Origin of the sequence: Nocardia brasiliensis IFM 10847, assembly GCF_000710915.1 — a bacterium.
GTDB lineage: Bacteria > Actinomycetota > Actinomycetes > Mycobacteriales > Mycobacteriaceae > Nocardia > Nocardia brasiliensis_A.
Genome location: NZ_BAUA01000048.1, coordinates 14,492 through 39,178 on the forward strand (window position 1 = coordinate 14,492; position 24,687 = coordinate 39,178).

At 68.1% G+C, this 24,687-nt stretch carries 22 protein-coding genes and 1 riboswitch; of the genes, 9 read left to right on the forward strand and 13 right to left on the reverse strand.

Going from position 1 to position 24,687, the window contains the following annotated elements:
* Positions 1 to 26: 26 nt before the first annotated feature.
* From NBRGI_RS10450 to NBRGI_RS10460, 3 genes are all read right to left on the reverse strand, one after another.
* Positions 27 to 905 (reverse strand): MaoC/PaaZ C-terminal domain-containing protein, encoded by an 879-nt coding sequence (locus tag NBRGI_RS10450; RefSeq protein ID WP_029894956.1) that lies wholly within the window; start codon positions 903 to 905, stop codon positions 27 to 29.
* Positions 902 to 1,339: a type II toxin-antitoxin system Rv0910 family toxin gene (locus NBRGI_RS10455; protein WP_029894958.1), complete on the reverse strand. Its 438-nt coding sequence runs from the start codon at positions 1,337 to 1,339 to the stop codon at positions 902 to 904. Before NBRGI_RS10455 ends, NBRGI_RS10450 begins: the two co-directional genes overlap by 4 nt.
* 65 nt (positions 1,340 to 1,404) lie before the next feature.
* Positions 1,405 to 2,610 (reverse strand): lipid-transfer protein, encoded by a 1,206-nt coding sequence (locus NBRGI_RS10460; protein WP_014981867.1) that lies wholly within the window; start codon positions 2,608 to 2,610, stop codon positions 1,405 to 1,407.
* Positions 2,611 to 2,995: 385 nt separating this feature from the next.
* Here NBRGI_RS10460 and NBRGI_RS10465 point away from each other — a divergent pair, with 385 nt between their 5' ends.
* Positions 2,996 to 4,648, forward strand: coding sequence for a purine-cytosine permease family protein (locus NBRGI_RS10465; RefSeq protein ID WP_051066898.1), 1,653 nt, complete (start codon positions 2,996 to 2,998; stop codon positions 4,646 to 4,648).
* Positions 4,649 to 4,781: 133 nt separating this feature from the next.
* Here the strand turns inward: NBRGI_RS10465 and NBRGI_RS10470 are convergent, their stop codons facing one another.
* The 3 genes from NBRGI_RS10470 to NBRGI_RS10480 all read right to left on the reverse strand — a co-directional run bounded on the left by NBRGI_RS10470 (position 4,782) and on the right by NBRGI_RS10480 (position 7,956).
* Positions 4,782 to 5,426, reverse strand: coding sequence for a TetR/AcrR family transcriptional regulator (locus NBRGI_RS10470; RefSeq protein WP_029894962.1), 645 nt, complete (start codon positions 5,424 to 5,426; stop codon positions 4,782 to 4,784).
* A 52-nt stretch (positions 5,427 to 5,478) separates the two neighbouring features.
* Positions 5,479 to 6,645, reverse strand: a complete 1,167-nt coding sequence (locus NBRGI_RS10475; RefSeq protein WP_029894964.1) for an MFS transporter — start codon at positions 6,643 to 6,645, stop codon at positions 5,479 to 5,481.
* 312 nt (positions 6,646 to 6,957) lie between these two features.
* Positions 6,958 to 7,956, reverse strand: coding sequence for a GlxA family transcriptional regulator (locus NBRGI_RS10480; protein WP_029894967.1), 999 nt, complete (start codon positions 7,954 to 7,956; stop codon positions 6,958 to 6,960).
* Between the two features lie 127 nt (positions 7,957 to 8,083).
* Here NBRGI_RS10480 and NBRGI_RS10485 point away from each other — a divergent pair, with 127 nt between their 5' ends.
* The gene (locus NBRGI_RS10485) at positions 8,084 to 8,974 is read left to right on the forward strand and encodes an NAD(P)-dependent oxidoreductase (protein ID WP_029894969.1); all 891 of its coding nucleotides are present in this window, start codon (positions 8,084 to 8,086) and stop codon (positions 8,972 to 8,974) included.
* 101 nt (positions 8,975 to 9,075) lie between these two features.
* Here NBRGI_RS10485 and NBRGI_RS10490 read toward each other — a convergent pair whose 3' ends face one another.
* Together NBRGI_RS10490 and NBRGI_RS10495 are read right to left on the reverse strand one after the other, a co-directional pair.
* On the reverse strand, positions 9,076 to 10,293 hold the full coding sequence (locus NBRGI_RS10490; protein WP_029894971.1) for an NADP-dependent isocitrate dehydrogenase: 1,218 nt from the start codon (positions 10,291 to 10,293) through the stop codon (positions 9,076 to 9,078).
* 326 nt (positions 10,294 to 10,619) lie between these two features.
* Positions 10,620 to 12,131: an MFS transporter gene (locus NBRGI_RS10495; RefSeq protein ID WP_029894972.1), complete on the reverse strand. Its 1,512-nt coding sequence runs from the start codon at positions 12,129 to 12,131 to the stop codon at positions 10,620 to 10,622.
* Positions 12,132 to 12,246: 115 nt separating this feature from the next.
* Here NBRGI_RS10495 and NBRGI_RS45085 point away from each other — a divergent pair, with 115 nt between their 5' ends.
* The 3 genes from NBRGI_RS45085 to metX all read left to right on the forward strand — a co-directional run bounded on the left by NBRGI_RS45085 (position 12,247) and on the right by metX (position 15,682).
* Positions 12,247 to 12,951 carry a TetR family transcriptional regulator gene (locus NBRGI_RS45085; RefSeq protein ID WP_051727644.1) on the forward strand — a complete coding sequence of 235 codons (705 nt, stop codon included), beginning with the start codon at positions 12,247 to 12,249 and terminating at the stop codon, positions 12,949 to 12,951.
* Positions 12,952 to 12,992: 41 nt separating this feature from the next.
* Positions 12,993 to 13,103: riboswitch (SAM riboswitch) on the forward strand.
* A 93-nt stretch (positions 13,104 to 13,196) separates the two neighbouring features.
* Entirely contained in the window at positions 13,197 to 14,525 is a 1,329-nt protein-coding gene (locus NBRGI_RS10505; RefSeq protein WP_051727645.1) for a bifunctional o-acetylhomoserine/o-acetylserine sulfhydrylase, read from the forward strand.
* Positions 14,522 to 15,682, forward strand: coding sequence for a homoserine O-acetyltransferase MetX (gene metX / locus NBRGI_RS10510; RefSeq protein WP_029894979.1), 1,161 nt, complete (start codon positions 14,522 to 14,524; stop codon positions 15,680 to 15,682). Before NBRGI_RS10505 ends, metX begins: the two co-directional genes overlap by 4 nt.
* 93 nt (positions 15,683 to 15,775) lie before the next feature.
* Here the strand turns inward: metX and NBRGI_RS10515 are convergent, their stop codons facing one another.
* A complete protein-coding gene (locus tag NBRGI_RS10515; protein WP_029894981.1) occupies positions 15,776 to 16,426 on the reverse strand; it encodes a TetR/AcrR family transcriptional regulator in 651 nt (216 codons plus the stop codon).
* Positions 16,427 to 16,591: 165 nt separating this feature from the next.
* Between NBRGI_RS10515 and NBRGI_RS10520 the strand changes: the two genes are divergently transcribed.
* Complete coding sequence (locus NBRGI_RS10520; protein WP_036558374.1) at positions 16,592 to 17,551, forward strand: oxygenase MpaB family protein; 960 nt, start codon at positions 16,592 to 16,594, stop codon at positions 17,549 to 17,551.
* 63 nt (positions 17,552 to 17,614) lie between these two features.
* Here NBRGI_RS10520 and NBRGI_RS10525 read toward each other — a convergent pair whose 3' ends face one another.
* A complete protein-coding gene (locus NBRGI_RS10525; RefSeq protein WP_235210908.1) occupies positions 17,615 to 17,938 on the reverse strand; it encodes a DUF3017 domain-containing protein in 324 nt (107 codons plus the stop codon).
* Between the two features lie 150 nt (positions 17,939 to 18,088).
* On the opposite strand from NBRGI_RS10525, the gene NBRGI_RS10530 reads away from it, so the two are divergent.
* From NBRGI_RS10530 to NBRGI_RS10540, 3 genes are all read left to right on the forward strand, one after another.
* Entirely contained in the window at positions 18,089 to 18,640 is a 552-nt protein-coding gene (locus NBRGI_RS10530; protein WP_029894987.1) for a carboxymuconolactone decarboxylase family protein, read from the forward strand.
* Between the two features lie 75 nt (positions 18,641 to 18,715).
* The gene (locus NBRGI_RS10535) at positions 18,716 to 19,135 is read left to right on the forward strand and encodes a hypothetical protein (RefSeq protein ID WP_029894989.1); all 420 of its coding nucleotides are present in this window, start codon (positions 18,716 to 18,718) and stop codon (positions 19,133 to 19,135) included.
* A 45-nt stretch (positions 19,136 to 19,180) separates the two neighbouring features.
* Entirely contained in the window at positions 19,181 to 19,645 is a 465-nt protein-coding gene (locus tag NBRGI_RS10540) for a tRNA (cytidine(34)-2'-O)-methyltransferase (RefSeq protein ID WP_029894991.1), read from the forward strand.
* Positions 19,646 to 19,651: 6 nt separating this feature from the next.
* On the opposite strand, the gene NBRGI_RS10545 is transcribed toward NBRGI_RS10540, so the two are convergent.
* The 3 genes from NBRGI_RS10545 to NBRGI_RS10555 form a co-directional block, all read right to left on the reverse strand.
* Positions 19,652 to 19,882: a DUF167 domain-containing protein gene (locus NBRGI_RS10545; protein ID WP_014981849.1), complete on the reverse strand. Its 231-nt coding sequence runs from the start codon at positions 19,880 to 19,882 to the stop codon at positions 19,652 to 19,654.
* A 100-nt stretch (positions 19,883 to 19,982) separates the two neighbouring features.
* The gene (locus tag NBRGI_RS10550; protein ID WP_036558377.1) at positions 19,983 to 21,119 is read right to left on the reverse strand and encodes a DUF4349 domain-containing protein; all 1,137 of its coding nucleotides are present in this window, start codon (positions 21,117 to 21,119) and stop codon (positions 19,983 to 19,985) included.
* Between the two features lie 109 nt (positions 21,120 to 21,228).
* The gene (locus NBRGI_RS10555; RefSeq protein ID WP_029894995.1) at positions 21,229 to 24,684 is read right to left on the reverse strand and encodes an error-prone DNA polymerase; all 3,456 of its coding nucleotides are present in this window, start codon (positions 24,682 to 24,684) and stop codon (positions 21,229 to 21,231) included.
* Positions 24,685 to 24,687 lie beyond the last annotated feature (3 nt).

Below are 24,687 nucleotides of genomic sequence, written 5' to 3' on the forward strand. Positions count from 1 at the left end.
TTGTGCGACCTGGTAAGGGTTTTCGCTCAGTCCGCGATCTCGGCGAGCCCGTCGCTGAGCACCACGTCCGCGCCGCGCACGGTTTCGAACGCGTAGGTGGTGACACCGTCGGCGGAGCCGACCTTCCAGATGCGGGTTTCCAGGTCGTCGCCGGGGAAGACCATCTTGGCGAACCGCACGGCGAATCGCTTCAGCCGGTTGACGTCCGAACCGCCCACCTCGGTGAGCACCGCCCACGACGCGAACGCCATGGTGCAGAGGCCGTGCGCGATGATGCCGGGCAGCCCGGCGTCCTTGGCCACCTGCTCGTCGAGGTGCAGCGGCACCGGATCACCGGAAGCCGGTGAGTATCGGAAGGTTTGGTCGTCGTCCACGTGCTGGGCCACGACCGCCACCGGCGGCTGCGCGCGCAGGCTCTCGTCGAACTTGTGCGCCGGTGCCGCCGTGCCGACCGACTTGCCGGCGTCGATATTGCGGAAGAAGGCGGTCAGGTACTGCTCGTTGACCAATTCCCCTTCCTCGGTACGACATTCGATGAGGATGGTGATGGTCGTGCCATTGGACCGGCTGGTGTATCCGGTCGCCTTCGCCCGCGAGATCAGCTTGTCGCCGGGCTGGATGGCCCGGTGGAAGTGGAAGTCCTGCTCGCCGTGCACGACCCGGCCGAAGATGTCCATCGGCGCGACATCGATCACCGGCATCATCATCGCCTCGAACACCGGCACGATGGCGAAGACCGGCGAGGCGACCCGGCCCGCGAGGTGCGCCTCGATCGGATCATTGGTGGCCGCGGCGTATTCGCCGATCCGCTCGCCGGTGACCTCGAAACGCTCGTCGTCACACCAGGTTTCCAGGCCCGCGTCGTCGAACTCGACCAGCCGTGCCGCGGCGGTCTCGGCGGTCATGCCGAGGCCAGCGCGTCGAGCTGCTCGAGGGACTTGTCCAGCTGCTTGAGGCCGTCCTTCTCGACCGCCTTGCCGAGCGCGCCCTTGATCAGCGCGCCCTCGAAGTCGCCGGACACCAGGATGGTGCTGCCGCCGTCACCCTTGGGCTGGATGTCGAAGGTGAATTCGGTTTTCACACCGGCCATTCCGGTACCGCCCAAGGTGAGCTTGGACGGCTGCGCGACGGAGACGACGGTCCACTCCAGCTTGTTCGCCATGCCGAGCATCACGATCTTGGCGACGAGCTTGGCGCCCTCGGTGAGCACGGCGGGCGGCTCCTCCATGAAGCGCTCGTGGATGGTGAACCACTTGTCCCAGGTCTGCGGGTCGGAGACGACCGCCCAGAGGGCATCGGGGGTGGCGTTGACGTCCTTGGTGGCTTCGATGTGTCCCATGAATTGACTCCTCGTCGAGATGTGTTGTGCGAGTTCAGCGGTCGGAGGTTCGGTGGCGGGCCGGCTCAGCGGTCGGCGCGCTGGTAGGCCGTGACGACCGCGGCGCCGCCGAGACCGATGTTGTGCTGCAGCGCGGCGGTGACGCCGTCGACCTGCCGCTTGTCCGCGGTGCCGCGCAGCTGCCAGGTGAGTTCGGAGCATTGCGCCAAACCTGTTGCGCCCAAGGGATGTCCCTTGGAGATCAGGCCGCCGGAGGGGTTCACCACCCACTTGCCGCCGTAAGTGGTCAGGTTGTCGTCGATCAGCTTTCCGGCTTCACCCTCGCCGCAGAGACCCAGCGCCTCGTAGGTGAGCAGCTCGTTGGCCGAGAAGCAGTCGTGCAGTTCGATGACCTGGAAGTCTTCGGCACCGAGGCCGGCCTGCTCGTAGACCTTGCGGGCCGCCTGCACGGTCATGTCGTAGCCGACGAGGTTCTTGGCGGTCTCATCGAAGGTGGACTTGAAGTCGGTGGTCATCGCCTGGCCGACGATCTCCACCGCCTGCGCGGCGAGGTTGTGCTTGTCCACGAACGCCTCGCTGGCCAGGATCACCGCGCCGGAACCGTCCGAGGTGGGCGAGCACTGCAGTTTGGTGAGCGGGTCGTAGATCATGCGCGCGCCGAGGATGTCGTCCATCGAGTACGCGTCCTGGAACTGCGAGTATGGGTTGTTCACCGAGTGCTTGTGGTTCTTGTAGCCGATCTTGGCGAAGTGCTCGGCCGTGGTGCCGTACTGCTTCATGTGCTCGCGGCCGGCCGCGCCGAACATCCACGGCGCCACCGGGAACAGCACCTCGGAGATCTCGGCGAGCGCCATGATGTGCCTGGCCATCGGCTGCTCACGGTCGTCCCAGGTGGAGCCGAGCGAGCCCGGCTGCATCTTCTCGAAGCCGAGCGCCAGCGTGCACTCGGCAAGCCCGCCCCGAATCGCTTGTGCCGCAAGGTAGAGCGCGGTCGAGCCGGTGGAACAGTTGTTGTTGACGTTCACCACCGGGACACCGGTCATGCCGAGTTCGTAGACCGCGCGCTGACCGGAAGTGGATTCGCCGTACACATAGCCGACGTAAGCCTGCTCTACCAAGTCGTAGGCGATACCCGCGTCGGCGAGCGCCTTGGTCCCGGACTCCCGCGCCATGTCCGGGTAGTCCCAGTCGGTCCCGTCTTCGTTCTTGCGGCGGCCCGGCTTCTCGAACTTCGTCATGCCGACGCCGACGACGTAAACCTTGTTCGCCATCGAACTCCTCAGATAGTGCCTAGCCCGGCGGCCCCCGCCGGGTACCGCCCGTGGGCGGACGACGCTGACCGATCCGTCCGGATCGAGCTGAAACAAACATACAGAGATGTATGTAAGTACGCAAGGTTGTCACCAGTACCCGCGGTTCCAACTAGGTGTTGTACTGCCATCAGACACGCCGCTACGACATACCGTCGGAGGTGTATGTATTGCCAGTTCGTGCTGGTATTCAGGCCGGTTCGAGCGGCCGACGGAGTGCACCACGCCGACTGCTGTGACCCAATTCACCGCCTCGGCGGCCGTAACAGCCGCGTAATGGTCCGGAAATTCATCGTCCACAACCGTGTACGACGGTCGACACGTCGCAGAACATGAGGAGAAGAACGTGGTCGAGCTCGATACCCGGTCGTCGAATTCCGACGGGATCGCCGCAGCAAAAGAAACACTCGAGGACTACACCCTGCGGTTCGCGCCACGGAGTTACCGGAAATGGAGCCCGGCCGTCGTCGGCATCTCCGCCCTCGGTGGCATCGCCTACCTGGCCGACTTCGCCATCGGCGCGAACATCGGCATCGCCAACGGCACCGGGAACGCGCTGCTCGGGATCGGACTGTTCGCCGTCGTCGTGATGCTGACCGGCTTTCCGCTCGCCTACTACGCGGCGCGCTACAACATCGACCTCGATTTGATTACTCGCGGCAGCGGATTCGGCTATTACGGGTCGGTCATCACCAATATCGTGTTCGCCTCGTTCACCTTCATCTTCTTCGCGCTCGAAGGGTCGATCATGGCCCAGGGGCTGGAACTCGGCCTGGGCATACCGCTGTGGCTCGGCTACCTGGCCTCGACGTTGATCATCTTTCCGCTGGTCATCTACGGCATGAACACCCTCGCCAAACTGCAGGTGTGGACGACGCCGCTGTGGCTGCTGCTGATGGTGCTGCCGTTCGGGTTCCTGCTCGTGCGCCACCCCGACTCGGTGTCCTCGTTCTTCGCTTACGGCGGCGAAAACGGCTCCGGCGTCAGCTTTTCCGGCACGCTGCTGGCTGCGGGCGTCTGCCTGTCGCTGATCGCCCAGATCGCCGAGCAGATCGACTACCTGCGCTTCATGCCCCCGCGCACGCCGGAGAACGCCCGCAAGTGGTGGAGCTGGATGCTGCTCGCCGGGCCGGGCTGGGTGGTCTTCGGCGCGCTCAAGCAGGTGGTCGGACTGTTCCTCGCGGTGTACCTGATCGCGAATGTGCCTGCCGCACAGGGGATCGCCAATCAGCCGGTGCACCAGTTCCTGGAGATCTACCGCGATATGGTGCCGGGCTGGCTGGCCATGACGCTGGCCGTCGTGCTCGTCGTGATCAGCCAGATCAAGATCAATGTGACGAACGCGTATTCGGGCTCGCTGGCCTGGACCAATTCCTACACCCGGGTCACCAAGAGCTACCCGGGCCGGTTGATCTTCCTCGGCGTGAACCTGGTGATCGCGCTGATCCTGATGGAAGCCAACATGTTCGACTTCCTCAACAACATCCTCGGCTTCTACGCCAACTGCGGCATCGCCTGGATCGTCACCGTCGCAACGGATATCGCGGTCAACAAGTACCTGTTGAAGATCTCGCCGAAGCAGCCGGAGTTCCGGCGCGGCATGCTGTACGACTTCAACCCGGTCGGCCTGGTCGGCTTCGGGCTGTCCGCGGTGCTCTCGATCATGACGTTCTTCGGGCTGTTCGGCGAGTTGCTGAAGCCCTACTCCCCCATCGTCGCGGTGGTCGTCGCGTTCCTCGCCACCCCGCTGACCGCGATCGCCACCAAGGGCAAGTACTACCTGCGGCGCAGCGACGACGGCATCGATCTGCCGATGTTCGACGAGCACGGCAACCCCTCCGGCGAGACCCTCACCTGCCATGTCACCGGCCTCGAATTCGAGCGCCCCGACATGATCGCCTCGGCCACCCCCGGCCCCGAAGGGGAGATCCAGTACATCAGCTCGCTGGCCCTGTCCACCGACAAACCCGGCCACCACCTACTCCCCCGCCAGCACTGACCAACCTCGTCGAGCGGGACGCGACCGAGCGGCAACACCTGCCGCACCGGTCTCGTCCCGCTCGACGGCGTTATTGGCTAGGCTCCGTCCGAACCGCTCGCCCTGGCACTGTGCGGCGAGTAGTCGCCGCGTCTCAGTCGGCGGTGCGGACGCCGGCCAGCGCCGCGGCGGCGATCTCACGCAGGTGGGCGGTGGCGCGACGCCAACGGCGTTGGGCGCGTTCGTTGTCGGGGTCGATGAAATTGGAGACGAGGATGCCGCGCAGGGCGTCCATGGCCGTGTAGATGAAGTCGCGCGCTTCCTTGCGGCGGATCTCGTCGGGAACGAAGCGGGCGACGGCCATCAGGACGGCGTTGTTGACGAACGGCTCGACCTTCTCCATCGCGGCGGCGAGCACGGGGTCGGTGCGGCCCGCCACCCACAGTTCGACGGTGGCGATGAACAGCGGGCCCTGGTGCAGTTCCCACAGGAACTCCAGCGCCGCCCCGACCGGGTCGTCGCCGCGCTCGACCTTGGCCATCTCCCGCATCGCGGTCTCGGCGCGCAATTGCGCGAGGTGACTGATCGCGGCGACCACCAGATCGGTCTTGGAACCGAAGTGATGCACCTGCGCACCGCGGGTTACGCCGGCGCGTTCGGCGACCCGCGGTGTGGTCGTGCCCGCGTAGCCGTACTCGACCAGACAGTCGATGGTCGCGTCGAGCAACCGCGTGCGCATCTCGGTGCTGCGCTGCTCCTGGGTGCGGCGCTGCGGTTTCGCGACTTCGATCCTGGCCATCCGGCGATTCTACACTTACATACAGCTCTGTATGTTCAAGCGCGGCGCACCGTCAGGCGATCAGGGCCGCCGCGGCGACGAGGCGCGCGTCGCGCCGGGCCGCCCAGACGGTGACAGCGAACAACATCACGCCGATCACGGCGAGACCCGCGCCGACCATGGCGGGCGCGGTGTACCCGAGCCCGGCCGCGATCACGGCGCCACCCAGCCAGGCACCCGCGGCGTTGGCGATGTTGAGCGCGGCGTGGTTCAACGCGGCGGCCAGCGTCTGCGCCTCATGCGCCACGTCCATCAGCCTGGTCTGCAAGCCGGGGGCGAGCGACGCGCCACTCGCGCCGACCAGGAACGCGCCGATCGCCGCGGTGTACGGATTGTGCGCCGCCGCAACGAATCCGGCGAGGATGACGGCCATACCGATCATGGCGAAGTAGATCGCGCGATCCACCCCGCGGTCGGCGAGCACGCCGCCGACGATATTGCCGACCACCATGCCGACGCCGAACAGCATCAGCACCAGCGGAACCAGACCGGCGGACATGCCGGCGACGCCGGTGAGCGTGGTGGTGATGTAGGTGTAGACGGCGAACATGCCGCCGAAGCCGATCGCGCCGACCAGCAGGGTCAGCAATACCTGGGGACGACGCAGCGCACCGAGTTCGGTGACGGGGTTGGTCATCGTGATGCCGGTGAGTTCCGGGACGAACTTGATCAGTGCGGCGACGGTCGCCAGTCCGATCACGGCGACCACGACGTAGGCATCGCGCCAGCCGAGATGCTGGCCGAGCCAGGTCGCAGCAGGAACGCCGACAACATTGGCGGCGCTCAACCCGAGCATAACCGCGGCGACCGCTTTCGCGCGCTGCCCGACCGGAGCGAGGGTGGCGGCGGCCAGCGAGGCGACGCCGAAGTACGCGCCGTGCGGCAGCCCGGAGACGAACCGCGCGGCCACCAGCGTGCCGAAGGTCGGTGCCAGCACGGTCGCGATGTTGCCGAGCGTGAACGCAGCCATCAACGCGATGAGCAATATCTTCCGGGACACCCGCGCGCACAGCGCGGCGATGACCGGCGCACCGATCACCACCCCGAGCGCGTACGCGGAGACGGCGTGTCCCGCGGTCGGTTCGGAGACGCCCATCGCGTGGGCGATGTTGGGCAGCAGGCCCATGGTCACGAATTCTGTTGTGCCGATGCCGAATCCGCCGAGAGCCAGCGCGAGCATGGCCGGAATATGCCAGCTCGTCCGCTCAGCCTCGGGGCGTGCGGGTACCTGGGTGGCGAGTGGGGTGGTCACGTATCCATGAAACGCCTCCCGCGGCGGTTCCGCTTCCCGAGTAAACGTGAGTTGAAACACCTTTAGCTTCATAAAACATGCAGGTCAGAAGGAAAAATCAGGCAATTTGGACGCGTCGGCCATTCGACCTGGCAATTTTCATTCGGAAACACTCGCGTACCCCGAGCACACCGGCCCGCCGCCTCCGCCGGATGTGTGCGGCGTCATCCCGGCCCCGATTCGGTTCCGCCGACGAGCAATTCACGCCGCGGGTGGTTCGCGTAGTTCGAAGGTGCGGCGGTATTCCGCGGGCGTCACGCCGACCACGGCGGCGAAGTGTCTACGCAGGTTGGCGGCGGTGCCGAGGCCGCACATCCGGCTCACCCGATCGATGGGGTGATCGGTGGATTCGAGCAGCGATTGCGCGCGGGCCAGGCGCTGGGTCAGCAACCACTGTTTCGGGGTCACCCCGATCGACTGCTGTACGCGGCGGTGGAAGGTGCGCGGGCTCATGGCGGCGCGGGCGGCGAGCTGGTCGACGGTGAGCGGCTCATCGAGGTGAGCGCCTGCCCATTCGAGCACGGGGCCGAGATCGGCCGCGGCCCGCGCCGTGACGGACAGGTCGATGAACTGGGCCTGTCCCCCGGCTCGATTCGGCGGCACCATCAGCCGCCTGGCCAGCCGGTTCGCCACGGGCGCCCCGAAATCGCGGCGCACCAGATGCAGCGAGAGATCCAGCGCGGCGGTCATTCCCGAGCTGGTGAGGATGTCCCCGTCGTCCACATAGAGCGCCGATCCGTCCACTTCGACAGCCGGAAAGCGCCGAGCCAGGACCGCGGCGTGCTCCCAGCCCACGGTGGCCCGTCTGCCGTCGAGCAGACCGGCGGCGGCCAGCACGAAGGTGCCGCTGCACAGCGCGACCATCCGCGCACCGCGCCGATGCGCCGCGACGAGGGCATCGATCAGTTCGGGTGGCACCGGGCGGTTGTCGGTCGTGCAGTCGTAGGCGATCGACGGGATGAAAACCGTGTCGGCCGCGACCAGTTCGGCCACGCCGTACTCGGCGCGCAGGAAGGCGCCGTGCCCGATCGCCGACTCGGCGGTCCCGGGCAGGACCGAGCAGATCCGCAACTCGTACCAGTCCGCAGCGATATCGGGCTGCGGTGTGCCGAAGATCGAGGCGAGCACACCCAGTTCGTAGAGGTCCCAGGGATGCATCGCTCCGGGCGTGACGGCGATGGCGACGGTGCGACCGGTCATGCCGCCCAGGATATGGCAGGAAGCGTGCGGCGGCGGTCAGTCCTGCCACTCGTGCGGCGCGACCGGAACGCGAAGACTGGGACGCGGGCGCCCACCCGACACCCGCACAGATCTACGGAGGAAACGCATGACCAGCGAAAAGCGCACCCGGATAACGGTGCTCGGACTAGGGCGGATGGGCTCGGCGATCGCCGGACGCTACCTGGCCGCCGGCTATCCGACCACGGTGTGGAATCGGACGCCGGGCCGCGCGCCGGAGCTGGACGAGCTGGGCGCGCGCCGCGCCGCAACACTCGCCGACGCGATCGCGGCGAGTGAACTGATCATCGTCTCGCACGTCGACACCCCCGGCGTGGCGGCGCTGCTCGACACCGTTCCCGGCGCGCTGGCGGGACGCACGGTGCTGAACGTGTCGACCGGCCGCCCCGACGACGCCCGCGCGCTCGCGGTGCGGATCGCCGAGCAGCAGGGTCACTTCCTCGACGGTGCGATTCTCGGCATGCCCGCGACGGTGGGTACCGCGGCCACGCTCGTTCCCTACAGCGGATCGGCAGAAGCCGCGGACGCACACGGCGCGGCGATCGCGGAGCTGGGCGCCACGACCTATCTCGGCGCCGACACCGGCCTGGCGGCCTTGCACGACATGGCGGTGCTCGCGGGCATGTACGGACTGTTCGGCGGCTTCTTCCACGCGGCGGCGATGCTCGGCGGCGCACCCGCCACCGTGCACGGGCTCACCGCCGATTTCCTGGTGCCGTGGTTGCGCGCGCTGCTCGACGTGCTGCCGGCCCTCGCCGCCGAAATCGACGCGGACGAGTTCGCACCGACCTTCGCGAGCATCGCGGAGATGGGGTCGGTACTGGACACGATCCGCGGCGTGAGTCGCGAGCAGGGCGTACCCACCGACCTGCTGGACCCGTTGCAGCGACTGCTCGACGTGAGCGTCGAACGCGGCCTCGGCGCGGACAACTTCCCCCGCGCCGCCACGGTACTGCGCGACCACACCGTCGCGGCCTGACCCGCAAAACAGTCCGGGCACCCGTACCACCGTGTGGTGCGGGTGCCCGTAGAGTCGTCCCCGGCGCCGGATTCGCTTCCAGCGCCGGGACATTCAGCTGGTCAGCGCAGGGCGCGGGCCAGGTTGGCGTCCAGCGCGCCGAGGAATTCCTCGGTGCTCAGGTAGCCCTGATCGCCGCCGACGAGCAGCGCGAGATCCTTGGTCATCTGGCCGCCCTCGACGGTCTTGATGACGACATCCTCGAGAGTCTGCGAGAAGCCGATCACCTCGGGGGTGTTGTCCAGCTTGCCGCGGTGCTCGAGCCCGCGCGTCCAGGCGAAGATCGACGCGATCGGGTTGGTCGAGGTCGGCTTGCCCTGCTGGTGCTGGCGGTAATGCCGGGTGACGGTGCCGTGCGCGGCCTCCGCCTCACAGGTCTTGCCGTCCGGGGTCAGCAGCACCGACGTCATCAGGCCGAGCGAACCGAAGCCCTGGGCTACGGTGTCGGACTGCACGTCGCCGTCGTAGTTCTTACAGGCCCAGACGTAACCGCCCTCCCATTTCATGGAGGAGGCGACCATGTCGTCGATGAGGCGGTGCTCGTAGGTCAGGCCCGCCGCGTCGAACTGGGTCTTGAACTCGGCGTCGAAGATGTCCTGGAACGTGTCCTTGAACATGCCGTCGTAGGCCTTGAGGATGGTGTTCTTCGTGGACAGATACACCGGGTAGTTCTGCTGCAGGCCGTAGTTGAACGAGGCGCGCGCGAAATCGATGATCGAGTTCTTGAAGTTGTACATGCCCATGACGACGCCGCCGTCCTCGGGCATCTTCACGACCTCGTGCTGGATCGGCTCGCTGCCGTCCTCCGGCGTGAAGGTCACGGTGACCGTACCCGCCTGGTACACCTTGAAATCGGTGGCGCGGTACTGGTCGCCGAACGCGTGGCGGCCGATGATGATCGGCTTGGTCCAGCCGGGCACCAGGCGCGGGACGTTGGAGATGATGATCGGGGCGCGGAAGATGGTGCCGCCGAGGATGTTGCGGATGGTGCCGTTGGGCGAGCGCCACATCTTCTTCAGGCCGAATTCCTTGACGCGTGCCTCGTCCGGCGTGATGGTGGCGCATTTGACGCCGACGCCGTGGCGCTTGATCGCCTCGGCGGCATCGATGGTGACCTGGTCGTCTGTCTTGTCCCGGTACTCGATGCCCAGGTCGTAGTACTCGAGGTTCACGTCGAGATACGGATGGATCAGCTTGTCCTTGATGAACTGCCAGATGATCCGGGTCATCTCGTCGCCGTCGAGTTCGACGACGGTGCCTTCAACCTTGATCTTGGACATGGATCTTCGTGTCCTCCTAGGATGGTGCCCTCATTGCACGGCCAGGCGAACACGCTTGTGAGCGGACCCCAGCTGTTCCAACAGACAACGTATATGCCCCGCGTTGTCCGCGAGACGTGTGGTGCAAACAAGACAAGCGTACTGCTGCCGCTGTTCGCGGTGTGCGGGCAGCCCCCCGAGTGAGAAACCCCACGAACTTACTGACTGGTAGGTCCCAGCGCAATTCACCAGTTGGCTACGGCGCAATGCGCGGGTCGCCCGCGCCCCCACGATAGGTCCGCGGACCGCCGCCTGGCGATCCGCGGACCGAGTCGTTATCCAGATGATCAGACGCCGACGTGCACCGGGCGCGCCGTGTCGTCGGCGCCTTCGATCAAGTTCGCCGGCCGGTCCCGGATCATCAGCCAGATCACCGGGATGGCGGCGAGGAAGAACCCGGCGCCGACATAGAACGCCACGTCGTAGCTGTGGATCGAGGCGCGGGCGAGCAGGTTGTCCAGCGTCGCGTGGCTTTCGGCGTAGCTCTTGGCCGTCTGCACCGAGATGGTGGTCAGCAGGGCCGTGCCCACCGCGCCGCCGACCTGCTGCGCCGCGTTCAGCAGCGCACTGGCCACACCCGAATCCGCTTCTTCCACCTGATGCAGCGCGACGGTCTGCATGCCGACGAACAGCGGGCCCATACCGAGCGCGATCAGCAGCTGCGCGGGCAGCACGCTGGTCGCGTAGCCGTCCCCGAAACCGAGCTGGGCCAGCCAGAGCAGGCCGAGTACGCCCAGCACAGCGCCGGCCACCATCAGCGGCCGCGGACCGACCTTCGGCAGCAGCGCGCTGGTCACGCCCGCGGAGATCGCGATGCCCGCGGGGAACGGCAGGAACGCGAAGCCCGCCTTCAGTGACGAGTAGCCGAGCGTGATCTGGAAGTAGTAGCTGAGGAACAGGAACATCGCGAACATGGCGATCGGCACCAGCAGCGCGGCGAGGAACGCGCCGCCCCGGTTGATCTCACCCGGAATATGCAGCGGCAGCAGGGGATTCGCCGAGCGGCGCTCGATCGCGACGAACGCGATCAGCAGCGCGGCACCGGCCACCAGCAAGCCGAGCGTGCTGCCCGCAAGCCAGCCGTCGTCGGCGGCCCGGCTGAAGCCGTACACGATCGAGATCAGGCCGAGGGTGACGGTGACGGCGCCGGGCACGTCGTAGCCGCCGGTCCGCGGCGCAGGCACATCCTTCACGACCCAGGCCAGTGCGCCGACCAGGGCGAGCAGCGCGATCGGGGTGTTCACCAGCAGGCACCAGCGCCACGAGGCGTATTCGGTGAGCGCGCCGCCGGCGATCAGGCCGAGCGCGGCGCCACCGGCGGAGATGCCCGCGAACAGGCCGAAGGCCTTGGCCCGCTCACCGGGTTCGGTGAAGGTCACCGAGAGCAGCGAGAGCGCGGCCGGCGCGAGCAACGCCGCGAACGCACCCTGCAGGGCACGTCCGGCGAACATCTCGGCCCCGTTCTGCGCGAGACCGGCAAGTGCCGACGCGGCCGCGAAGCCGATCAGGCCGATGATGAAGATCCGCCGTCGGCCGAGGTAGTCGGCCAGCCGCCCGCCGAGCAGCAGCAGGCCGCCGAAGATCAGCGTGTACGCCGTGAGCATCCACTGCTTGTTGCCGTCGCTGATGCCGAGGTCCTGCTGCGCGAAGGGCAGCGAGATCGTCACGATGGTGGCGTCCAGCACCACCATGAGCTGGGCCAACGCGATGACGCCGAGGGCGAACCAGCGCGCTGAACTGCCTTGTTTTTCTGGAACTGCTACCGCTGTCGCAGTGTCGGTCACTGTCTTCTCCCTCATTTCGAAGTGGTGCCATCCTGACATTGCGCGACATTTGGCGTCAAGAGAAAAATGTCGGGATGCGACAGTTGTCCGCTAATGACACAATCCGGCCCGATTGCGATAGCATGGACGCATGCTCGAGTCACCGACGCCGACGAGTGCGAACACCGCGGCCCCCGCGCCGCAACCCCACCCCGGCCTGCGCGAGCGGAAGAAGCAGCAGACGCGGTTGCGCATCATCGAAGTCGGCCTGAACCTGTGCGACGCACAGGGATTCGACGCGACCACGATCGAACAGATCGCCAACGCGGCCGATATCTCGCCGCGCACCATCAACCGATACTTCGAGAGCAAGGAAGACATCGTCCTCGGGCCGGTGGTCGATTTCGGCGCGGCCGTCGCGGAAACCCTGCGCGAGCTGCCGCGCACCGGGAACGAACTGCACGCGCTGCGCGAAGCGTTCCTGCAGGTCGTCGACAGCGCGTCGACTGACGACAGCAAAGACCCGGTGACCTTCCGCCAGTTCCAGCAGATGCGACGGATCATGCGCAGCAGCGCGGCGGTCAGCACCCGCAGCATCGACCACGCCGAGAGCAAGAACGCCGCGATCGCGAGCGTGCTCGCCGAGCGGCTGGACACCACGCCCGACGCACTGCCGGTACGGCTCATTCTCGGCGCCTGGCAGTTGATCGGGCACGTCGGCATGGAATGTCAGGAGGCAGTCTTCGACGACGATGATCTCGAGGCCGCGGCCCAGGCCTCGCGCGCGGCCTTCACCACGACATTCGACGAGTTCCTGCGCCTGTGCTGCGGTACCGGTAGCGCCGCCGCGGGGTGAGGTTGCGGCCGTCGCGATCGCGCCGGTTATGATCTCGGTCAGGTCATGAGTACCAGCGCCAAGCCCCGGCTCGCTGGTCGGCAACCCTCCAGCAGCGGTGGGGTGCTCCGGGTGATGACCCGGCTCTCGACGGTCGAGAGCAAGCGCGCTTCCAGGAGGTTCCCGAAATGTGTTGTTGTTCTTCGCCTGCGCCCCGATAACCGAGCAGTTCTGGCGAGCAACCTTTTCTTTGGAGCAGAACCGAGATGACTGACCCCACCGTGTCCGCGGTCGATCCGAGCCAGTGGTCCTTCGAGACCAAGCAGGTGCACGCGGGCCAAGCGCCCGACGCCACTACCGGCGCCCGTGCCCTGCCGATCTACCAGACCACCTCGTACGCCTTCCGCGATACCGACCACGCCGCAGCGCTGTTCGGCCTCGCCGAGCCGGGCAACATCTACACCCGGATCATGAACCCCACCCAGGACGTGGTCGAGCAGCGCGTCGCCGCGCTCGAGGGCGGCGTCGCCGCGCTGCTGCTGGCCTCCGGGCAGGCCGCGGAGACCTACGCGATCCTGAACCTGGCCGCGGCCGGCGACCACATCGTGTCCAGCCCGCACCTGTACGGCGGCACCTACAACCTCTTCCACTACACGCTGCCCAAGCTCGGCATCGAGGTGTCCTTCGTCGACGACCCGGACGACCTCGAGCAGTGGCGCGCCGCGATCCGGCCGAACACCAAGGCGTTCTACGGCGAGACCATCGCCAACCCGAGCAGCGCCATCTTCGACATCCCCGGCATCGCCGCCGTCGCGCACGCGGCCGGGCTGCCGTTGCTCGTGGACAACACGGTGGCCACGCCGTACCTGATCCAGCCGCTGGCGCACGGCGCCGACATCGTGGTGCACTCGGCGACCAAGTACCTCGGCGGGCACGGCTCGGCCATCGCCGGCGTCATCGTCGACGGCGGCACCTTCGACTGGACGGTGACCGACGCGCAGGGACAGTCCCGCTACCCCGGTTTCACCACCCCGGACCCGAGCTACCACGGCGCGGTGTTCGCCGACCTCGGCGCGCCCGCCTTCGCGCTCAAAGCCCGCGTGCAACTGCTGCGTGACCTCGGCGCGGCCGTCTCGCCGTTCAACGCGTTCCTGATCAGCCAAGGCCTCGAGACGCTGAGCCTGCGCATCGAACGGCATGTGGCCAATGCCACGGCGGTCGCCGAGTTCCTGCGCACCCACCCGGACGTGATCTCGGTCAGCTACGCGGGTCTGCCCACCTCACCGTGGTACGAGCGGGCCAAGCAACTGGCGCCCAAGGGTGCGGGCGCGATCGTGGCGTTCGAGCTGCGCGGTGGTGTCGATGCGGGCAAGAAGTTCGTGGACGGATTAGTCCTGCACAGCCATGTGGCTAACATCGGAGATGTGCGTTCTCTCGTGATCCACCCCGCGTCGACCACACATTCGCAGCTCACGCCGGACGAACAACTCCGCGCGGGCGTCACTGCGGGACTGGTCCGGCTGGCGGTGGGCATCGAGGGGATCGACGACATCCTGGCCGATCTGCGCGCCGGCTTCACGGCGGCGGCGACGTGACGGTGGGTACCGAACCGAGTTTCCGCCGTTCGTCCGAGGTGGCGCTGCCGCCGCCGGACGGGCGGCTCGGGATCATCCCGGTCGGTGACATTCGATTGGAGAGCGGCGCGGTCATTCCGCAGGTCCATCTCGCGGTCCAGCGGTGGGGCGAGCTCTCCCCCGAGCTGGACAACGTGGTGCTGGTCGAGCACGCGCTCACCGGCGACTCGCATGTGGTCGGCTTCCCGGACGATATCCACCCGCTGCCCGGTTGGTGGGACGGCATGGTCGGTCCGGGCTGTCCGCTCGACACCGACGAGTGGTGCGTGATCGCGACGAACGTGCTCGGCGGCTGCAAGGGCAGCACCGGGCCGTCGACCCTGGCGCCCGACGGAAAGCCTTGGGGCGCAAGGTTTCCGGAAATCTCCATCCGCGACCAGGTGACCGCGGAGGCGGCGCTGATGGATCGGCTCGGCATCACGCGGCTGGCCGCGGTCGTCGGCGGCTCGATGGGCGGCATGCGGGTGCTGGAGTGGATGGTCGGCAGCCCCGACCGGGTCGGCGCCGCCTTGGTGCTGGCCGTCGGCGCCCGCGCCACCGCCGATCAGATCGGCACCCAGACCACCCAGATCGCCGCCATCAAGGCCGATCCGGACTGGCAGGGCGGCGATTACCACGACACCGACCGCGCGCCGATGACCGGCATGGGTCTGGCCCGGCGCATCGCGCACCTCACCTATCGCACCGAGGACGAACTCGACCACCGCTTCGAGAACAGTGCGCAGGGCACCGAAGATCCTTGGCGCGGTGGGCGTTACGCGGTGCAGAGCTACCTGGACCACCAGGCCGACAAGCTGTGCAACCGGTTCGATCCGGCCACCTACGTGCTGCTGACCGAGGCGATGAACCGGCACGACATCGGCCGCGGCCGCGGCGGGGTGCGGGCGGCGCTGGCCGCGACGCCCGTGCCGTGCGTGGTCGGCGGCGTCGACTCCGACCGGCTGTATCCGCTGCGCACTCAGCAGGAACTCGCCGACGGGCTGCCCGGCTGCGACGGCCTCGAGGTCGTGCACTCCAGAGACGGTCACGACGGCTTCCTCACCGAGGCGGCCGCGGTGGCGAAACTGCTGACCGAAACGGTGCGCCTGGCCCGCGCCGCCCGGCAACCCGCCACCTGAGTCGCCCGGTTCACGCGCGCGGTTCATCGCGGCGCGCACAGAATCGCTGACCAATTCGTGCGCGGGGTGCTGAGATGTGCGCGGGGGCAGGGGTTATGGGGCCGGGGCGCCGACGAGTAGGCGGACGATGGCGTGCACGAAGCCCTGTAGGCGTTCGCGGGGGTACTCGTCGGGTTCGCTGACCGCCAGCCGCCCGAGCATCTCGGCCACCTGGAGCAGTGAGTTGGTGAGCAGCGCGGAATCCACACCGGCCCACCGTGGTTCGAGCGCGGTGCCGATCCGCACCAGCGCCTCGGCCTGATCGAAGATGCCCGCTCGCGAATTGCGCAGGGCCTCACGGTATTCGTCCGGCGCGTTGCCCGGTCCGGCGAGGATCAGCCGCCAGCGGGTCGGATTCTCCAGTGCCACACCGACGAACGCCTCGACCGTGGCCGAGGCCGCGACCACGGGGTCGGCGCCGATCAGGTCGGTCGGCAGGGTGGCGGCGACCTGTTCCAGGCCCCGCTCGCGTTCCCGTTCCAGCAGTGCCGCAACGAGTTCGGCGCGGGTCTTGAAGACGGTGTAGAGCACCGGCTTGCCGACACCGGCCTCCTGCGCGACCGCCTCCATGTTCAACTCGTGCAGTTCCATCCGGCCCAGCACCGTGAACGCGGCGTCGAGCAACTGGGCCCGGCGCTGCTCGGGCGGCAGGCGCGGCGCGTAACGGCGACGCGGCCGCTCCGCCGCGGTACGCGATGTGGTCACTGCCGCCTCACCTCCATGCGGTCCATCCTGACAGCATCCGCTCACCTGCGGGGAATCCCGCCGGTCACAAATGCTACGCCCCCGTTGTATTCAACACACGCAATTGCTACGGTTGCGTTGTATTCACCCCCGCGCCCAGGGGCGATCACCGCAAAGGAGCACGTGATGCACTTCGATCCGACCACCCTGCGCCGGGACGACTACGGGTTCTTCGGCCCCGATTCGCCCAGCTGGAAGATCTGGACCGCGCCGACCGCGGTAATCGGCTTCCAGCGGGCCGTGGTGCTCGAGCACTTCGACCCGTACCTCACCGCCGCCGTCGCCGACTCGCAGGGCATCTACAGCAACCCGCGCCGGCGGCTCGATCACACCTTCTCCTACTTCCTGATCGCCGCGATCGCCGACGGACGCACCGCCATCCAGGCGGCCGAACACCTGATGCAGGTGCACGCCCCGATGACGGGCATCGAACCGATCAGCGGCAACCGCTACAGCGCGAACAGCCCCGAGACCCAGCTGTGGATCCACATCACCGGCTGGCACTCGGTGCTCAAGACCTACGAGGTGTTCGGCCCCGGCCCGCTCTCGCCGGAGGAAGAGACCCGGTTCTGGCACGAGTGCGCCATCGCGGCCGAACTGCAGACCTGCAAGCCGGAGGATGTGCCCCGCTCCCGCGAAGAGGTACGCGCCTACTTCGAGCGGGTGCGCCCGCGCCTGTGCACCTCCGAACGCGCCGAAGAAGGCATGCACCACCTGCTGTGGACCTCGCCCCGCAACGGCGCCGGGCTCGCGTATGCCATTGGGAGCAGGCTGCTTTCGCTCGCCTCGGTGGCGACGCTGCCGAAGTGGATGCGCAAACTCGGCCGCTTCGATCGCTGGGGCATCGTCGATCTCGCGGTGAAGATTCCCGCGAAGGTGCTGGTGTGGAGCTTCAGCCGATTCAATTCGTTCGGGCTGCTCGCCGCGGCGCCGTTCATCGCGCCGATGGCGGGGCAGATCCTGAAGGAGCACATCAACGCCGAGCCGCCGACCCGGCCGGAAACCGTCACACCGGCGCAGGCCCGCGCGCTCCACGGCAGTCGCGGCGCCCGGCCGGTTCCGTCGCTCGTCGCGGAATCGGCCTGACCGGAAGGTATTTCGCGGGATCCGCCCGCCGCGTCGAGGGGTGCGGTGCGGCGGGTCCCGTGCTCAGAAGACGCCGAGGGTGTTGATCGTCGCGGCGATGAAGACGATGGACGAGCCGAGCAGGGTCAGCGCGCCGACGTCGAAAGGCTTGCTGCGCACCGCGAGCAGGCCGACCCGCGCGGTCGGCAGGCACAGCCGGAAGGCAGCGGCCAGCAAGGTGGCCCCGCCGAAGAACAGGGCGCCGCGGCGCCATCGATCCTGGGCCACGAAGACGATCGCCACCAGGATGACCAGCGTGACGAGCACGAGCGGCAGGTGGCAACGCAGGAACTGGGCTCCCGCGCCACCTGTGCGCTGCTCCACCCTCGACCGCTCGGCACCTGTCACCCCCCGATTCTTACAGACCCGCGTAGCCCGCGCCGCCGGCGGCCGCAATGGCCGCGTCCGGGCGCTCGGCACGTGGCGAGTCCCACCCTTGCCGGGAAATTACTACCGAGCGTAGTTTGAGGAGGGATCAGCGGCACAGAAGGTGGGGCCATGCGAGCGTTGACACGGATCGGGTACTACTTCCAGGCGATGCGCCAGGCCAAGCGGCACCGATCGGATCTGGTCGGCTGGCAGCTGCGCCGACCGCAATTGCTGTTCAGCACAGCGGTATTCGAGACCTCACTGCTGTTCGCGAACCGCCTGGACCCGAAGCTCAAGGAACTGGCCGAGCTGAAAACCGCGGGCCTGGTGAACTGCGAGTTCTGCCTGGACATCGGCTCCGCGCTGGCCAGATCCGCGGGGCTGTCCGAACAGCAACTGCTGGACCTGCCTCGTTACCAGACCAGTTCCGCCTACACGGATTTGGAGAAGCTGGTCATCGCGTTCGCCGAAGCCATGACCGTCACGCCCGCGATCGGCATCGATGACCTGCGCGAATCCCTGCTCGCCCAGCTGTCCAAAGCACAGTTGGCCGAACTGGCCGTCACCATCGCGTGGGAGAACCAGCGCGCTCGCGTCAATCAGGGGTTGGGCGTCCGCCCGACCGGCATGGCCGAAGGCGGCGTCTGCGCCCTGCCCGAACGGCCTGCCGCAGCCGAATAACCCTGCGGTCGAATCGATTCGGCGCACCGCCCCGAAAAATGGGGGCGGCGACGGGCGGGTGACATCATCTCGACCATGACTCGACGACTTTCCCTCCTCGCGCTGCTCGCCGTTCCGGCCGCGGCGCTGGTGCTGCCCGGCGCCGCCGCCAACGCGATCCCCGGCCTCGACGCGCCGGTGATCGAAGAGGTCTTCTCGGTGTCGGGCACCGTGTCGGCGAAGTTCCACAACCCGAACAACGACGGCGTGTGCTGGATCTTCAATGCCAAGACCGGCGAAATCTTCGGCGGCAACAACCCGACCTCGTTCGCCACCAACGACCACAAGATGGTGCAGACCTCGATCGGCAACGGCAGCCTGCCCGCCGGACAGGTGATCGACGTGCGCGGCGCCTGCGCCTGGGAACGCCCCACCGGCCCGCACGACAACGTGACCGTCACCGACATCATCCCCGTCACCGTGGTCGGCAAGCCCAGCACCGGCAGCTTCGGCTGACCCACCCACGATCGGACGCAACCGGTACCTGATTGACTTGGGGACGTGTTCCGTCTGATGTTTCATGAGCCCGCTATTCCCGGGAACACCGGGAATGCGATCCGGTTGGTGGCCGGGACCGGGTCCGAGCTGCATCTGATCGAGCCGTTGGGGTTCGATCTGTCCGAGGCGAAGCTGCGGCGGGCCGGGTTGGATTACCACGATCTGGCCTCGGTGACGGTGCATCCGAGTCTGGCTGCGGCGTGGGCGGCGTTGCGGCCGGAGCGGGTGTTCGCGTTCACCACGCAGGCGACGACGCGCTACACCGAGGTCGCCTACCGCGCGGGCGACGTGCTGCTGTTCGGGACGGAGCCGACCGGGCTGCCGCCCGCGGTACTCGATGACCCGCAGGTGACGGCGCAGCTGCGGATTCCGATGCTGCCGGGCCGGCGCTCGATGAACCTGTCCAACGCGGCCGCGGTCACCGTGTACGAGGCGTGGCGGCAGCTCGGGTTCCCGGACGGCGTGTAGTCCCGCTCAGCGATCGATCTCGAACCGCTTGTGACGAGAGGTCGCACCCGCCGCCAAACGCACGGCGCTCTTCGGCACCCCGTAGTGCGCGGCGAGCAGTTCGATGGCGGCCTTGTTCGCTTTGCCCTCGACCGCGGGCGCGCGCACATACAGCTGCAAGGTGCCGTCATCGAGGGTTTCGACGAGCGGGCCCTTGCGGCTGTTCGGTTTGATCGTCGCCCGGACGATGGTCGGCACCGCACCTCCTCGTCGATCGTCATGACTGGCTGGGCTCCAACAGTATTCGACGGCTGGGCGGGTCCGCCCTCGATCTCGGACCCGCCCGGACGCAGTCTGCTCAGGACTCGGATTCCGCCGAACTCCCGGTGCCCGAAGGTTTCCCGGCGCCCGAAGAGCTTCCACCGCCCGAAGAACCGCTAGTGCCCGAAGCACTTCCCGTACCCGAAGAACCTCCGGTGCCCGTAGTACCGCTGCTTCCCGAAGTTCCCTCGGCACCCGAGGAACTCGCTGTCCCCGCAGCACCGCCCGACCGCTCGGCGCCCACCGCAACCGGCGCGGGCCGACCCGATTCCCCGTGCGCCGGACCACTCGCCCCGGTCTTCTTCCGCCGCACCACCGTTCGCACGATGCCCCACACCACGGCGGCGAGCACCACCAGGAACCCGAGCCACGGAATCGCCTTACCGGTGAACACGACCGCGTCCTTCAGCCAGTCCACCAACGAGTTCCAGCCGTCGACGATGCCTTCCCAGAAACTGTCGGCACGTTCCTCGTCGACCTTCTTGGTCGTGGTGGTGATGTCGATCGAGAGGCTGGACAGCGCGACCTGGTCGTCGAGGTGGCGTTTCTGCGCGGTCAGGCTGTCCAGTTCGCCCTGCCTGCTGGACAGCGCCTGCTCGGCGTTGAGCAGGTCGGCGGTGTTCGTCGCGTTCGCGATGAGCCCGCGCAGCCGCTCGACGGAGGCCTGCAACGCCTTGATCCTGGCGTCCAGGTCTTCCCACTGCATGGTGACGTCGTCGCGGTTGGTGCTCACCCGGGTGACCTTGCCGATGCCGCCGAGCCCGTCGATGAACGCGTCGGTCTTGTCCGCGGGCACCCGGACGGTGAGCGTGGCGCTGGCGTCGGTGTCCCCGGCGCCGGGCTGCTCGGTCCGGCTGTCGATCCGGCCGCCGACCTCGCGCACTCGGTCGGCGATCTTGCCCGCCGCGTCGATCGGTTTGTCGGCGGTGATCTCCACGCTGCCGGTGACGATTTCCTTACGCGCCGAGGTGGTTTCGCTGCTCCCGGTGTTGTCCTTGCGCGCGGGGCCCTGGTCGCGCAGCGCGGGCGGCGGCACGGCGGCGGGCGCAGGCGCCTCGGTGGCGTAGGTGGAGGGCCGGCCCGGCGGCGCGGACTTCTTCGCGTCGTCGGCACCGCAGCCGACGAGCAACGTGAGACCGAGCAGGCCGGTGCACAGCACAGCAAGCTTCCGCATGATTCGCACAGTAACCCCTCTGGCTGCGGAAACGGCCCGACATAACGGTTCTCTAGAACGCTTCTAACAGTTCCTTAAAAGCGTCGGCGGGCCCGGCCGCCCGAGCGGCTCAGCGGAAGTCCCGCGACTTCGAATCGACCCGCAGTTCCAGCCTGCGCAGGTGTTCGGCGACGACGGTGACCGCGCCCTCGGCGTTCTGCACCCGGCCCCGGATGAGCAGGGCGGGCGCGCTCTGGGCCAGGCGGCGGTAGCGCGTCCACAACCCGACCGAGCAGACGACGTTCACCATGCCGGTTTCGTCCTCCAGGTTCATGAAGGTGACACCGCCGGCCGTGGCGGGGCGCTGCCGATGGGTCACCGCGCCGCCCACCAGGACTCGCGAACCGTCGGGCACCGTGAGCAGATCGGCGGCGGGGACCACACCGAGCGCGTCCAGCCGCGGACGCAGGAATTCGGTGGGGTAGCTCCCCGGCGAGACCCCGGTGGCCCAGACGTCGGCGGCGGCCAGTTCGAGATCGCTCATACCCGGCAACACGGGCGCGGTGGTGGCGGCGCCGGTGCCGGGCAGTCGGTCCGGGCGTTCCCCCGCGGCGGCGCCCGCGGCCCACAGCGCTGCGCGCCGGGTACTGCCCAGACTGCCGAGCGCACCCGCGGTGGCCAGCGATTCGGCTTGCGCGACAGTGAGTTCCACCCGCCCGGTCAGGTCGAGGAAGCTGGTGTAGGGCCGCTGCCCCCGGGCGGCGACGATCTTTTCGGCCAGATCGGAGCCGATGTGCCGGACCGCCGCGAGACCGAGCCGGATCTCGGTGCCCCGGCGTTCGAGGGTGGGTTCGGCCCGGCTGGCATTGATGTCGGGGCCGTGCACCACCACCCCGTGCCTGCGGGCGTCGGCGACCAGCGATTGCGGCGAGTAGAACCCCATCGGCTGGGCGCGCAGCAACCCGGCGCAGAACGCCGCCGGGTAGTGCAGTTTGAACCAGGCCGAATAGAACACGATCGAGGCGAAGCTCTGCGAATGACTCTCGGGGAAGCCGAAATTGGCGAAGGCGTAGAGCTTTTCGTAGATGCGATCGGCGATCTCGCCCTCGATGCCGTGCAGCTCGCGCATGCCTTGGTAGAGGCGCGCTTTGAGCCGCTGCATGCGTTCGGGCGATCGCTTGGAACCCATCGCGCGGCGCAGCTGATCGGCCTCGGTGGCGGTGAATCCCGCGACATCGACGGCCATCTGCATCAGCTGCTCCTGGAACAGCGGCACGCCGAGCGTCCGGGCCAGCGCATTCTCCAGGGCCGGATGGTCGAAGTCCCAGTCCTCCAGTCCGTTGCGCCGCCGGATGTAGGGGTGCACCGAGCCGCCCTGGATCGGACCGGGCCGGATCAGTGCCACCTCCACCACCAGGTCGTAGAACGTGCGGGGCCGCAGCCGGGGCAGGGTCGCCATCTGCGCGCGCGACTCCACCTGGAATACGCCCACCGAGTCGGCGCGCGAGAGCATCTCGTAGACGGCGGCCTCTTTCAGGTCGAGCTTGTGCAGCTCGACCACCTCGCCGGTGTGCTCGCGCACCAGGTCCATCATGTAGTGCAGCGCCGAGAGCATGCCGAGGCCGAGCAGATCGAACTTCACCAGATCGATGGCGGCACAGTCGTCCTTGTCCCACTGCAGCACGCTGCGGCCGGGCATGCGCGCCCACTCCACCGGGCAGACGTCGGCGATCGGCCGGTCGCAGATCACCATGCCGCCGGAGTGGATGCCGAGATGCCTTGGGAGGCCTTCGATCTCGCCCGCCAACCGGAGTACTTCGGCGGGGATGTCGGTGTGCGCCTCCGCCTCGACGCCGGTCCACCTGCTCACCTGCTTGCTCCAGGCGTCCTGCTGCCCCTGCGAGAAGCCCAGTGCGCGAGCGGCATCGCGCACCGCGGACTTGCCGCGGTAGGTGATCACATTGGCCACCTGAGCGGCGTACGCGCGGCCGTACTTGGCGTAGACGTGCTGGATGGCCTCCTCGCGGCGGTCGGACTCGATGTCGATATCGATATCGGGCGGGCCGTCGCGCTCCGGGGAGAGGAAGCGCTCGAACAGCAGGGTATTGCCGACGGGATCGACATTGGTGATGCCGATCGCGTAGCAGACGGCCGAGTTGGCCGCCGATCCCCGGCCCTGACAGAGGATGTCGTTGTCCTGGCAGAAACGGACGATATCGTGCACCACCAGGAAATAGCCGGGAAACTCCAGCTCCTCGATCACCGCCAGCTCGTGCTCGATCTGCTGGTAGGCCTTGGGATTTCGCTCCCGCGGTCCATAGCGCACGGCCGCGCCCTGGAAGGCGAGCAGGCGCAGATAGGACGTCTCGTCGTGATCCGGGGGCACAGCGAACGGCGGCAGTTTCGGCGCGATCAGCTTCAGGTCGAAGGCGCACTCGCGGGCGAGCAGGACCGCGTTGCGCACCGCCTGCGGGCACTCGGCGAACAGCCGCGCCATCTCCGCGCCGGAGCGCAGGTGCGCACCGCCGGTGGGCGCCAGCCAGCCCGCGATCTCGTCCAGACTCTGCCGCGCCCGGATCGCGGCCAGGGCCATGGCGCGACGACGCTGCCGCGGCGCGGCGAAATGCGCTCCGGTGGTGGCGATCACGGGCAGGCCGAGCCGCTCGGCCAGGGCGAGCAGGTGCGCGTTGCGCTCGTCGTCCTCCGGGATGCCGTGGTGGGTGAGCTCCACGCTCACCCGGTCGGCGCCGAAACGTTCGGTCAGATCGCGCAGCGCGGCCTCGGCGTGCACGAGACGGGTACTGCCCGAACGCAAGTCGTCCGCGAGCGCGCGGCGCAGATGTCCTTTCCGGCAGCCGGTCAGGATCTGCCACTGGCCGCCCGCCGCCGCGGTGAGGGTGTCGAGGTCGTAGCGCAGGATGCCCTTCTCCCCCGCCGCCATGTGCGCGGCCGCGATCTCCCGGGAGAGACGGCGGTAGCCCTCCTGGCCGCGGGCCAGCACCAGCAGATGCGGTCCGGCGGGGTCGGGAGAGCCGGTGCGCGGCACGGAATCCGGGGCATCGATGTGCCCGCGCCGTCCGGCGCCGTTCCCGTCCGGGTCGGGCGCGCCGAGCACACCGTCCGGGCCGGTCGCCGAATCACGTTGGCGGCCCGCGCGATCCGCGCCCTTGGTGCGCCGCCGCGGCGCCGGCCGGTCGGTACCGAGTGACAACTCGGAGCCGAACACGGTCGGCAGGCCGAACTCCCTGGCCGCCTCGGCGAAGCGCACCGTGCCGTAGAAACCGTCGTGGTCGGTGAGCGCGATCGCCTCCAGGCCGAGGCGCACGGCCTCCTCCACCAGTTCCTCGGGCTGGCTCGCCCCGTCCAGGAAGCTGTAGGCCGAGTGCGCGTGCAGTTCCGCGTACGGCACCCGCGGTTCGTCGGCCGGCGCCACCGGCTCGGCCCGGTACTCGCCGCGTTTGCGGGACCAGGCCGGACTGTCGCCGCCGTCGCCCGGATACATCGCGTCCGGGTTCGTGCGGCCGGGCCGGCCGGACAGCACCCGTTCCAGCTCCGCCCAGGTGGGCGGGCCGTTACTCCACCCCACCGC